At 57.0% G+C, this 11,878-nt stretch carries 13 protein-coding genes and 2 pseudogenes; 6 read left to right on the top strand and 9 right to left on the bottom strand.

The genetic code is table 11. The features are described from left to right. From ABI213_RS10750 to ABI213_RS10740, 3 genes and pseudogenes are all read left to right on the top strand, one after another. A partial coding sequence (locus ABI213_RS10750) for an IS1634 family transposase (protein ID WP_348027010.1) occupies window positions 1-480 on the top strand: 480 nt, incomplete at its 5' end. 89 nt (window positions 481-569) lie between these two features. Beyond that, window positions 570-799 (top strand): annotated as a pseudogene (locus tag ABI213_RS10745) (transposase domain-containing protein); the annotation flags it as partial. 44 nt (window positions 800-843) lie between these two features. Next, window positions 844-1,038: pseudogene (locus ABI213_RS10740) on the top strand (IS630 family transposase); the annotation flags it as partial. Window positions 1,039-1,218: 180 nt separating this feature from the next. On the opposite strand, the gene ABI213_RS10735 reads toward ABI213_RS10740, so the two are convergent. The 7 genes from ABI213_RS10735 to ABI213_RS10705 all read right to left on the bottom strand — a co-directional run bounded on the left by ABI213_RS10735 (window position 1,219) and on the right by ABI213_RS10705 (window position 7,056). Next, window positions 1,219-1,668, bottom strand: coding sequence for a low molecular weight protein-tyrosine-phosphatase (locus tag ABI213_RS10735; protein ID WP_348027012.1), 450 nt, complete (start codon window positions 1,666-1,668; stop codon window positions 1,219-1,221). A 27-nt stretch (window positions 1,669-1,695) separates the two neighbouring features. After that, window positions 1,696-3,255 (bottom strand): FAD-binding protein, encoded by a 1,560-nt coding sequence (locus tag ABI213_RS10730; protein ID WP_348027008.1) that lies wholly within the window; start codon window positions 3,253-3,255, stop codon window positions 1,696-1,698. 141 nt (window positions 3,256-3,396) lie between these two features. Beyond that, window positions 3,397-4,212, bottom strand: coding sequence for a flocculation-associated PEP-CTERM protein PepA (gene pepA, locus ABI213_RS10725; RefSeq protein WP_348027006.1), 816 nt, complete (start codon window positions 4,210-4,212; stop codon window positions 3,397-3,399). A 326-nt stretch (window positions 4,213-4,538) separates the two neighbouring features. Continuing rightward, complete coding sequence (locus tag ABI213_RS10720) at window positions 4,539-4,853, bottom strand: hypothetical protein (protein WP_348027004.1); 315 nt, start codon at window positions 4,851-4,853, stop codon at window positions 4,539-4,541. Window positions 4,854-4,986: 133 nt separating this feature from the next. After that, complete coding sequence (locus tag ABI213_RS10715) at window positions 4,987-5,199, bottom strand: hypothetical protein (RefSeq protein WP_348009050.1); 213 nt, start codon at window positions 5,197-5,199, stop codon at window positions 4,987-4,989. 214 nt (window positions 5,200-5,413) lie between these two features. Next, window positions 5,414-5,926, bottom strand: coding sequence for a hypothetical protein (locus ABI213_RS10710; protein ID WP_348027002.1), 513 nt, complete (start codon window positions 5,924-5,926; stop codon window positions 5,414-5,416). Window positions 5,927-5,937: 11 nt separating this feature from the next. Beyond that, complete coding sequence (locus tag ABI213_RS10705) at window positions 5,938-7,056, bottom strand: cupin domain-containing protein (RefSeq protein WP_348027000.1); 1,119 nt, start codon at window positions 7,054-7,056, stop codon at window positions 5,938-5,940. A 183-nt stretch (window positions 7,057-7,239) separates the two neighbouring features. On the opposite strand from ABI213_RS10705, the gene ABI213_RS10700 reads away from it, so the two are divergent. Then, window positions 7,240-7,764, top strand: a complete 525-nt coding sequence (locus ABI213_RS10700; protein WP_348026998.1) for a peptidylprolyl isomerase — start codon at window positions 7,240-7,242, stop codon at window positions 7,762-7,764. Window positions 7,765-7,816: 52 nt separating this feature from the next. Here ABI213_RS10700 and ABI213_RS10695 read toward each other — a convergent pair whose 3' ends face one another. Continuing rightward, window positions 7,817-9,115 (bottom strand): GNAT family N-acetyltransferase, encoded by a 1,299-nt coding sequence (locus tag ABI213_RS10695; RefSeq protein ID WP_348009046.1) that lies wholly within the window; start codon window positions 9,113-9,115, stop codon window positions 7,817-7,819. 130 nt (window positions 9,116-9,245) lie between these two features. On the opposite strand from ABI213_RS10695, the gene ABI213_RS10690 reads away from it, so the two are divergent. After that, window positions 9,246-10,445 carry an MFS transporter gene (locus ABI213_RS10690; RefSeq protein ID WP_348009045.1) on the top strand — a complete coding sequence of 400 codons (1,200 nt, stop codon included), beginning with the start codon at window positions 9,246-9,248 and terminating at the stop codon, window positions 10,443-10,445. Between the two features lies 1 nt (window position 10,446). After that, the gene (locus tag ABI213_RS10685; RefSeq protein WP_348026996.1) at window positions 10,447-11,541 is read left to right on the top strand and encodes an NAD(P)/FAD-dependent oxidoreductase; all 1,095 of its coding nucleotides are present in this window, start codon (window positions 10,447-10,449) and stop codon (window positions 11,539-11,541) included. An 83-nt stretch (window positions 11,542-11,624) separates the two neighbouring features. On the opposite strand, the gene ABI213_RS10680 is transcribed toward ABI213_RS10685, so the two are convergent. Next, window positions 11,625-11,878: aldehyde dehydrogenase family protein (locus ABI213_RS10680; RefSeq protein WP_348026994.1), on the bottom strand; the 254-nt coding region annotated here is incomplete at its 5' end.

The raw sequence follows: 11,878 nt of genomic DNA, 5'->3' as shown, positions 1-11,878 counted from the left end.
GTGGATCTCAAGAGCGAATTGTTCACCTACACCATTGATGAGAAGGCGCTGGCCCACGCCCGGCTGATGGATGGCAAGTTGCTGCTGGTCACGAATACGCTAGACCTGAGTCCGGCCGAGGTAGTGCGCCGCTACAAGTCACTGGCCGACATTGAGCGCGGCTTTCGGGTGCTCAAATCCGAGATCGAGATCGGCCCGATCTTCCACCGCTTGCCGCAACGCATACGCGCCCATGCGGCCATTTGCTTTACTGCCCTGATTCTGTACCGTGTCATGCGCAGCCGCCTGCACGCCAAGGACACGCAGCTATCACCGGAGTGGGCTCTGGACAAGCTGCGGCGCATTCAGCACCAACGCATCACGCTCAACCACACCCAGCCCGTCACCGGCTTGTCCACCATCACAAACGAGCATGCCGCCATCCTGGCCGCTCTGAACGTCAAAAAACCATCTCTGAACTCCCAGCTGGACCTTTTGTAGTGGAGCGTTTGCTACGCTCAACTATAGGAATCAACACGTTACGCGTTTAACTGTCGAACTCGGGCTTACTGCATGACGGCGAGTTCAGCATCGACAAAAACCACATCGAGCGGCTGATGCGCCCCTGGGCGATGGGACGCAAGGCTTGGCTCTTTGCCGGCAGCGAACTAGCCGGCCAGCGGGCCGCGATGGTGATGAGCTTGGTGCAGTCGGCCAAGCTTCATGGGCGCAATCCGTGGGCCTACCAGAAGTACTTACTGCAGCGGCTGCTCATGCATCCGAATCCCGGATCGCAGAGCTGCTGCCGCATCGCTGGCGCACTGCTGGTTTGAATCATCAAGATGGGATGGCTGGCCGCTTACGTTCTACCAGCCCAGCTACAGCCCACAACTCAACCCGGAAGAAAGGCTCAATGCTGATCTGAAACAGAAGATGGGCAAGCGTGTTCCCGTCAGAACCAAGGCCAAATTACGCGAGGCTGCGAACGACCATATTACGATGTTGGAGCAAAACGTTGAGTGCATTATTGGCTACTTCCAATATCGCCGGGTTCGATAAGCTGCTTAAAACTTTACAGGGCCGGAGCAATAGGCTTGGAAACTAAGTCAACACCTACAACAACCACATTCCACAACGTGCGTTGAACGACCTCTCGCCTATCGGGGCCCTTCAGGATAGGCTCAAGAAATCTTCCGAGCTATTCGTGAAGCGGGTATATAAACAGAAGCAACTTGAAAGCTAGACCATAGTGCTGTCTAAAAATATTTGCACTCCAGCTTCGCATAAATTTAATACCCGTTCAAATCCTTCATCGTTTCCGTAGTAAGGATCAGGGATTTCCTGGGAATTAACTTCCGTTTTTTTGGCGAGAAACATTTTCAATTTATATTTAAATTTTAGCGGGCAAATACGTTGCAATTCACTATAATTCGAGTTATCCATTGCAAAAATAAAATCAAACCGTTGGAAATCTTTGTTTTCAATAGGACGAGAACGAGTTTTTCTCACCTCATAACCTCGGCGCTCTAATGCAGCAACGGCTCGGGTATCTATCCGCATCTTATTTTTACTTGCATGGGTACCCGCAGATTCAAAATAAAAAACTTTCGACAATCCCTTACGTCGTACTAGCTCCGTAGCCACTATCTCTGCCATGGGAGATCTACAGACATTAGCTGTACAGACCATCAATATATTAATCATAGAATTAATATTTCAATTAATGTTGTACCTTCCAGGCGAAATAATATTATCCGGATCAAAAGTGGATTTAATAGAATTAATCGACTGCCAATAAGATGGATCTCGGGAAATAATATCACGCATCACATCCGCACGCGCTCTATAAATTTCCAACCCTTGCGTATGAATATAATCCAATAATTCATCAGCACATCGATGCGCATTATCTACTTGAGTCACCTGATTTCGATCAAATAAAATATTTATTATGGCAACAAAAGAGGTGGCAGTTTCAATATTTATCGTCATATACAATATATGATCATATCGTGCAGCCAACTGCTTCATACCTTCAATTAAACGTACCACGACCTTCCCATCAGGTGGCAATGCAGGACTAATAAACATTAAGCCGCAGTTAGATTGATCCAGTTGTGTAGCCTTAAGATCCGTACGATCATATTTCCATAGCAAATTCTCAATAGCAACATCCGTAGGAACACCTAGCGCGAGAGCATGCAAGGGCCTAATCGCCGAAATAGCCGCAGCATTGGCTCGTGCAAATGGTAAAAATCGCAAGTTATGCATCACGATATACCCAAAATCTAATAATCCATCCGTAATAATACTTACTCGCGCGATACGCTTCATGCGCTGCTTAATCTCTTTGATTGCTGCCGCTACTTGGCCTCTATTTCCTGTGATTGCTCCAAGGCTCGTCCACTCGTTAGGTGCTACAACATGGAGCGCCTTTTCAGCTTCAATTAAGGCATCAGTATTATTGAAATGGCAAAACTCTTTAAGATAGCTTGTCATTCCATACATCATGGATGCTTGGCTACGGGCTTTATTAGCGATATGTGTCACCGACGTCATCAACCCTTCTCGCTTAAGACGGCCCAATTCATCAATAAATAAACCTAGATTCGAGCTGTCGCGTAATGCAAGTGACACTGCAACTTCTTTTGGACGACGTGGCATTAATCTAAAACAAGCACTCGTCACAATTCCAAAATTTCCCTGAAAAAAGAGCCCGTCAAGCATAGGGCCCAATCCGAAGGGATGGCTATGAGCTAAAGGAGACTCCTCACCCAATCGCCGAAATCCAGTTTTTATAATTTGTCCCGATCCGCATACCACTTCCAAGCCAAATAAATCGTCTTTACGTGGTCCAAAATAACCCACGCCTCGGTCCAAAGCATTTCCAATCAAACTTGTTCCACGCGCCGATCCAGTGACATTAAAAGTAAGCTCTGGGCAGTGTGATTGCAAGAAATCATACAACTGTCCTTGGGTAACACCAGCCTCCACCACGGCAATAGGATTCGAAATCGATATTTTGTCCGCATTAAGAATTCGATTCATACCACTGAGATCAACCAAGGCGCAACCCGCCGTTGCGGGTGATGCTGACCCATAGCCCCAATTCAACCCACACGATATTGGATAAAGTGGACTTTTATTCTGGCGCGACTGCAGGACGAGTTGCTGAACTTCACTGGTAGATGTCGGCTTATGAATTTTCGATACTGGATGGCTGCGTCCGGTAATGTTAGTGCCGGTCAAGTTATCTAGAGATGCTTGCAAGCTCACGTCAAATTCTCCAAATAATTGGTGACACGCAAAAGTATTTTTCTCTAGTGAGTCTACGACAGCGGTCGTTAAAAAATTTGGAAATCCCATAAAAAAAGGGGCCGAAGCCCCTTTTTTTGATTTGACACCTTAGGGTGCAAATTACTTGACGCTACGGCGGCGACGCGACGCAGCCAATGCTACCAAGCCCAAGCCCAGCAGAGCAACGCTGGTTGGCTCAGGGACACGGTTGAAGTCAACACCACCAGAGGCGTTGTTTACTGCTGCCAAGCCGGTTGCAGAGTTTGCATCAAATCCATTAGTAGTATTGGTGAAGCTGCTGAATGCCAAGTCGTAGAAAGGAATCGGATCAACGAAGAAAGTCTTGCCAGCACCAGTGAGCGCAAAATTCATTGTGGCATTTAAAGATGTCCCTGCCAAAGCATTGAGAGATGAAACACCCACTACCGATTGACCAGTCCCAAGCAAAACGGTGTCTGCGGAATGGACAACAGTGCCACTGTTTGGATTAGTGTTATCAGCTGCAGTGAAAACACTGTTGTTGGCCACACCGTTGCTAACCTCACCATACAAGGCAATATTCAAAGCGGTGACGTTATATGTGCTGCCAGCAGCTCCGTAGGTACCGGATGTAATAGACAGCGTGTAGCTATATTCAGCCCAAACTGCATAGCCACTGTTATTGCCAAGATTCAAACCTGAATCACCTGCACCAACACCTTGAAAAGAGGTGAAATTAATATAACCAGTGCCAGCTTGCGTTACAGCACCGCTATTTAGCGTAACCAATGTGGACGCAGAACCATTGATGAAGTTAGAAGTGAAGTTAGGGGTAGCGTAGCCGAACAACGAAGTGTTGACGGTGAAGCTAGGTGTAGGTGCCGCCAAAGCTGGCATAGCAAAGCCAGCAACAGCGACAGCGGCGGAAAGGACGGCTGCTTTAAATGCGAATTTCATGTGAACTCCTAAATTGAAGAAACGAGGGACTTGATGTGAGACTAAAAGCAATGTGTGTGCCATTTTAAAATTTTGATAAAAATCAATGACTTACATGGAAATTTTGTATTCACGCCATCGTGAGTGTAAAAAATTCCGACTCTTAAATAGGCCCCAAATCTGCTCGTACTGAAAAGATCATGTCTTACTGGCGGCTAACGCACACACGCCTGGTGTTCACAACAGGCCCGCCTCAATTTTTTCGCACCTAGCGACATACCAGTTTTGTGCTTTACTGCCGCGGCCGCCACGGCATGTGGGCAAGCTGGCATGGTTTAAATCGACACTCAAAGGTCCTTAACCTGCACATCGGTGACGTCAGCCAAGTCACGGTCGGCTTTAGAGCGGCCTTTGGACTGCTTGGCATAGGGCTGCCATCGGCTGGCGGCTTGGGAGGCTTTGCTCCAGCCAGTGCGGGGATTCACACGCATGACCCAAGGAGTCATTGGCTGACCCGTGAGCTTGGCCCACAGCGCGCCCAGCCCCCACATGATGGCCAGCGCCACCACGACCAACAAAAGGCTGGCGGCAAACACGAGACCCATTGCCAATACGACCACACGAACCAAAAACCGCACCATACTCATTACAAAATCTGCCACACATTTCTCCATCGTCTCAGGGCACAGGCCTGTAGCTTAGTCTTTGTAGTTTGTGGGTGAAGCCTGGAATGCAAGCACTGCACCCAACCCGCCTGGCGATCGCCCATAAAAAAAGCCACCTTGCGGTGGCTTTTTAAGAATTCTGAAAAGAATTACTTGGCAGCAGAAGCAGCGTCTTTGGCAGCGTCCACAGCGGTAGCAGCAGCGCTGGTAGCAGCAGCAGCAGCGTCGGTTGCAGCGGAAGCAGCAGCTTCAGCGGCAGGAGCTGCAGCAGGTGCTGGTGCTTCAACAACAGGTGCTGGTGCAGGAGCTGGCTCTTCTTTTTTGCCGCAAGCAGCCAAAACAACAGCAGCCATCAAAGCCGCGAGTACAAGCGATTTGTTCATTAGAAAATTCCTTAAAGAGATAGGGCGTAGAAACAATTTCCGGAAATCGTCAGCATAACTTTACGTGTATGTGACCGAGAGAAAGCACTCGAGTTCTTTCAACTCAGCCCTCGATTATAAGCTTCTTCTTCTGCAATGCCCAAAAACCCTTACTCGTAAATACAACAAGCAAACTTACAACCCCAGCGTAGACGCTGCAAACGCCGGACTGCTTTTGCGCAGCCACTCACCCTGCGCCTGCTGCAACAGCACCCGCCGCTGGGTGTCATCTCCGCAAATGCCACTGCTGTGTTCCAGGTCCAGACGGCGCATCGTCCATACAGGGCTATACAGGGCGCTAGGCATATCTTGCGGGTCGGCACTACGGCAGGCGCGGCAGTCGATCAGGTGCGACCAGGTAGTCCGCCACGCCACGAAACGGGCATGGCGGCGGACCACCTCGTCGTATGCAACAGCCAGCATGGTGAACTGCCGTCCTGGCCGCGCCCAGGCGTGTAAAGATGTGCAAACGTCGCGTTCACCCAGTGGCCAGTCCTCAAAAGTTGGGTCGCTGACGACGATTTCGCGCCAACCTTCATGGGCTGCGCAGGCCAGGGCATCGCGCACCATTTGCTGGAACGCTACCCGGCCCAAAAATCGGCCTGTGGGGCGTTGGGGCACTTCGGGGGCGGGCAACAGGTCGTCCATGGCGAAACCTTTCAGTGGGAATGCACCCAGCCCGCAGCGCACCACGACAGCACCAGGGAGCGTGCATCGGCGCTGGCGCGGGCCAGCTCTTTAGCCCCCAGTGTGCGCGCATCGGCCAGGCGGCGCATCAGCGTGGCATCGCGCCCGGCGGCTCGGAAGCTTTCGCCGTTGATGAAGATGTGGTGCGTGTCGTAGAACATGCGGCTGCGCGGATCCAAGGTGATGGCGCCCAAGGGCTCGGACGGCTCGCTGGCCTCAAACCAAACCTGCGCCTTGGGCTCGGTCAGCACCTCGCCCAGGGCACATTGCAGTGCAGTCGGGTCGTCCAGCAGCTCTTTCAATGCGGCTTGCGCAAAATTCTGCAAAGCAGCCGGAATGGCCCCCGGCGTATCGGTGGCGGGCTGGTCGGCATCGCCGTACAAGGCCTCACCGACCGCATCCTCGGCCTCCTCGGCCATGCGCTGCATGAGTTCGCGGACCAGCTCGGCACGCTTCGGGGCCCGAAAACCTACCGAATAGGTCATGCACTCGCCCACCGCCACACCGTCGTGGGCGTAACGCGGCGGCAGGTAAAGCATGTCGCCGGGCTCCAGTACGAACTCTTGCTCGGGCACAAAGTTCGCCAGTATCTTCAGCGGTGCGCCGTCTACCAGGGTCAGGTCTTTTTGCCGACCGATACGCCAGCGGCGCTGGCCGTGGGCCTGCAGCAAAAACACGTCGTAGCTGTCAAAGTGCGGGCCGACGCCGCCGTCGTCGGTGGCAAAGCTCACCATTACGTCGTCCAGCCGCGCGTCGGGCACAAAGCGAAACTGCTGCAGCAGGTCGTGTACGGTGGCAGCGTGGGTATCCACCCCCTGTACCAGCAAAGTCCAGCCGGGGGTTTTCAGCGGCGGCAAGGCGCGGCGCGGCAAGGGGCCGTTTTTCATCTTCCAGCCGGTGTCGGTCTGGGTGACCAGGCGCGACTCAACTTCGTCCTGCTCGGCCAGCGCGAACAGGGCGCTGCGGTCTAGCAGGGCATGGAAACCGGGGATGGCCTGGCGGATCAGCAAAGGCTTCTTTTGCCAGTAGTCGCGCATGAATTGCTGCGGGCTGAGTCCGCCCAACAGCGGCAAAATTTGGGTGGTATCCACAGAGTTCCTTCAATATAGGTTTTGACACGCAATTACGACTGACCCCCACAGACGGGCATAACCAGCCGATTCCAGGAACCCGTGGAACCGGCTTTGCCGGGCCACTAGGTTCGCCCCCAGCAAGGGGGTTGGCGAAAACGCGAAGCGTGTAGCCTGGGGGTGTGCAATGACTACAATTCTCCTATGGAAATTACCCAACAATGTGTGGTCGCTCTGACCTGGACGCTCAAGGACACCCTGGGCGTGGAACTGGACGTGCTCGACGAGCCGGTAGAACTTTTGGTGGGCGGCGGCGATCTGCTCAAAAAGGTAGAAGATGAATTGCAGGGCCACCAGGCCGGTGACGTGCTGGACTTGCACCTGGAGCCGGAGGAAGCCTTTGGCGACTTCAACGACCAACTGATCTTTCTGGAGGCGCGTGGACTGTTCCCTGAGGTGCTCGAAGAAGGCATGAGCTTTGACGGCAACGCCCTACCCGAGGGCATCAGCCCCGAAGTGCCCCGCCACGGCCTGTACATTGTCTCCGAAATCTACCCCGAACACGTGGTGCTGGACGGCAACCACCCGCTGGCCGGGATGGCGCTGCGCCTGAAACTGACGGTGGCCGGTGTGCGCGAAGCCACCGAGGACGAAATTGGCCGTGGCACCACCGGCACCAGCTTTTTCAACGTATCGTCCAGCGCCCCCGACGGCGACTACCTGCACTAAATTTCAAGCCAAACAGGCCTCCAGCGCACACCCTACTTGCGCTGGCAGCTATTTAAAGAGTAGCGTGCGCGTGGGTGGTACCGGCTTCCAGCACCTGCACGCAGCGCTGCCACACCGCATCGGGGCTGTCGATTTTGAAGCCGAAAAAACGGTCTTTGGCCCGCACCACCATCGCCCGCACGGTGGATTTTTCGCCCTTTCCCAGATGCACCCACACGCTGCCCCACAGTTGCAGGGGCAGCGCGCTGTCGCAATGGGCCTGGAAACCGCCGCTGGATATCTCAATGACATCCAGCGTGTGGATTTCAGTGCCCTCGGCGCGTTCCAGCCGCAGCTCGGCCGGACATTTGAGCGAATAGCGCGGGTGCGCCCGCAGTGGATGGGCCGCACCGGCTTCGGCGGCGGGAGCCATGGTGGGCAGCACGGGCTGGTATTCCGGCAGGTTGTAGATAGTGTGCAGCAAGGCTTTTTTGCGCGCATCCAGGCGCTCGAAGCCAGGGGTTTTCTGGTTGAAAAAATAATCCAGTAGCTCCGGGGTCATCACCGGGTCGTTGGTGGTGAAGTAGCGGCGGCGCGGCAGCTGGATGTTGGGCAGCTCCAGTTCCATGAAGTAGCTGTGCAGGTTTTTCCGCTGCCGTTTGGGACCATAAACGTGTTTGAAAAGCTGCGGCGCGGCGTGCAGGTCCAGGCTGGCCCCGACGGCGGGCGCACCGTTGGCAAAATCGTAGCTGTCTACCGGGGTGGCGCGCAGCCGCTGAAAGAACAGCAGCGACTCGTACATCTCGATGCGGTTCGGGTTCACCGCAATCACGATATGCCGGGTGTCGAAATAGGTGGCGCAGTAGGTGAACATGAACTTCATCAGCGGGAACAGAATCGCCCCGCCGGTTTTGCGGAAGTCCGGGTGCACCGCCAGGGCCGACACCTCGGCGATGTTGCCACCCACCTCGCGCACCGTGTTCAGGTCAAAAATGGCCTGCAGCGGAAAGCCAAACACGCTCTCGCGGATCAAGGAAATGGTGCCCACCACCTGGCCGTCGATCTTGGCGCACAAGGTGGTGGTGGTGGGCAGCGCGTGGTAGAGCGTCACGCGCATGCCGCTGGGGTCGGGCTGCATGAAGCCTGCGTTCACATAGGCATCGTGCAGCAGACCAAAGCAGGCCTGCAGCTCTTCGCGGGTCTCGGCGATCTTCAGCACCAGGTTGGCGGCAGGCGCGGGATCGCAATCAACAAACGAGCGGTACACCGCAAACCGCACGGGCCGGGGCGCAGCGGCAAACAGCTTGCGAATCCCCTGGTGCAGGAACTTGCGCGCCGACGCGCTGACAGAATGGGAAGCCGCTTTTGCCATACCTGTGCCTCCGTGGATGGAATGCTTTACACCATCGTACCCAGCCCCCGCCAGCTCCGCTACCGGGCGCGCCCTTATGATGTTTGGCGGCCTTGCACGGCCCGCTTTCAACCATCCGAAAAGACCCCTCTTGAACTCCCTTTTTGCGCACCGCGCCTTTCTTCGCCTCTGGATTGCCCGCATCTTCGGCACCCTGGGCAGCCAAATTTTGATGCTGGCCGTGGGCTGGCAAATGTACGACCTGACCGGCAGCGCCTGGGACCTGGGCCTGGTGGGCTTGCTGCAATTTCTGCCCGCCCTGCTGCTGTCGCTGGTGGCCGGGCATGTGGCCGACCGGGTGCACCGGGGCAAGATTGTGGCCACCTGCGTGGCCTTGCAGGCGCTGGTGGCGGTCACGTTGCTGTGGGTCACGCACGAAGAATGGGTGAGCCGCGAATGGCTGCTACTGGTGTCGCTGGTGCTAGGTGCCGCCCGGGCCTTCCAGATGCCGGCCCAGCAGGCCCTCACGCCGCTGCTGGTGCCACCGGCCCTGCTGCCACAGGCCATGGCGATGAGTGCGGCTGGCATGCAGGCCGCCACCATCGGCGGCCCGGCACTGGGCGGGGCGATCTTTTTGGCCGGGGCCAGCGCGGTGTATGCCAGCGGCGTGCTGCTGTTTGGCGTGAGCGTGGTGCTGCTGTCGGGCCTGCGCTACGACCACGTGCCGCCGCCGCGTGAACCCATGACGCTGCGCAGCGTGCTGGCCGGGGTGCATTTCATCTGGGAACACAAACCCATTCTGGGTGCCGTGTCGCTGGACCTGTTTGCCGTACTGTTGGGCGGGGCCACGGCCCTGCTGCCGATGTTTGCCAAAGACATCCTGCACACGGGGCCCTGGGGCCTGGGCTTGCTGCGCGCCTCCCCGGCGGTCGGGGCGCTGGCGATGTCCATCGTGCTGGCGCGCTGGCCGCTGCAGCGCAAAGTGGGCCGCACCTTGCTGCTGGCGGTGGCCGTGTACGGGCTGTGCATGGTGGTGTTTGGGGCGTCGACCAGCCTGCTGCTGTCGCTGGCGGCGCTGGGGATTTCGGGCGGTGCCGACATGGTCAGCGTGGTGGTGCGGCAAAGCCTGGTGCAGTTGGAAACCCCTAACGCCATGCGCGGCCGGGTTAGCGCCGTGAACTCGGTGTTCATCGGTGCGTCCAACCAGCTGGGCGAATTTGAATCGGGGGCCACCGCTGCGCTGCTCGGGCCGGTGGGCTCGGTGGTGCTGGGCGGCATCGGCACGCTGATCGTGGCCGCGCTGTGGCTGAAGCTGTTCCCCGGCTTGGCCCAGCGCGACAAACTGGGCTGATGTGGAACAGGTCGATGCCGTCGTCATAGGTGCCGGGGTGGTTGGCCTGGCCGTCGCCCGGGCGCTGTCCTTGCAAGGCCGCGAAGTGCTGGTGCTGGAAGCAGCCCATGCCATCGGCACCGGCACCAGCGCGCGCAACAGCGAAGTCATCCACGCCGGTATTTACTACCCGACGGGTTCGCTCAAAGCCCAGTTGTGCGTACAGGGCAAAGCACTTTTGTACACCTACTGCGCCGAGCGCGGCATTGGCCACCAGCGCTGCGGCAAGCTGATCGTGGCCACCGATGCCGGGCAACGGGCGCAGTTGGAGCGCATTCGCCTGCAGGCCGCCGCCAACGGCGTGCACGACCTGGTCTGGCTAGACCGCGCCGCCGCCCGGGCACTGGAGCCGCAGCTGGAATGCAGCGGCGCGCTGCTGTCGCCCAGCACCGGCATTGTGGACAGCCACGCGCTGATGCTGGCGCTGCTGGGGGATCTGGAGCACGCGGGTGGAAATTTGGCACTAAATAGCCCGCTGGCGCATATGGAATCTGCGCAGGCAGCTATTATTTTAGAAGCAATGGATGGTACCCGGCTAAAGGCCCGCAGTGTCGTCAACGCCGCCGGGCTGCACGCCCCTGCCCTCGCCCGCCGCTGCGCCGGGCTGGATGCGCGGCACGTGCCCACGCCCTACTTTGCCAAGGGTAACTACTTCACATTGACTGGCCGCGCCCCCTTCCGGCATCTCATCTACCCGGCCCCGCAGGCGGCGGGACTGGGGGTGCACTTGACGCTGGACCTGGGCGGCCAAGCCAAGTTCGGGCCCGATGTGCAGTGGGTGGACGGCCCGGACGACCTGGCGGTCGACCCGGCGCGCGGCGATGCCTTCTACGTCGAGGTGCGTAAGTACTGGCCCGGCTTGGCCGACGGCGCGCTGCAACCCGGCTACGCCGGCATCCGCCCGAAAATCCAGGCACCGCACGAGGCGGCCAAGGACTTCCTGATCCAGGGGCCGGAGACGCATGGCGTGCCGGGCTTGGTCAACCTATTTGGCATCGAGTCGCCGGGGCTGACGGGCTGTTTAGCGATCGGAGGCTGGGTGGCCGGGATGCTGTGAAATATCCGCTTAAAAACACCCTCTAGCGCACAGAGTACCTGCGCAGACAGCTACCATTTCGATAGTGTCTGCGCGCGGCTGCATCAGGCGCCGATGTAGGCCGTCTTCACCGTGGTGAAGAACTCCTGCGCATAACGACCCTGCTCGCGCGAACCGTAGCTGCTGCCCTTGCGGCCACCAAACGGCACGTGGTAGTCCACACCGGCGGTGGGCAGGTTCACCATCACCATGCCGGCCTGGCTGTGGCGCTTGAAATGGGTGGCGTATTTCAGGCTCGTGGTGGCAATGCCGGCGGCCAGACCGAAAGGCGTGTTGTTGGCTTCAAACAGTGCTTCTT

This window comes from Rhodoferax sp. (assembly GCF_039922535.1).
Classification (GTDB): domain Bacteria; phylum Pseudomonadota; class Gammaproteobacteria; order Burkholderiales; family Burkholderiaceae_C; genus Rhodoferax_B.
Note: the sequence above shows the minus strand (reverse complement) of the source record. Positions and strands in the feature narration are given on the sequence as shown.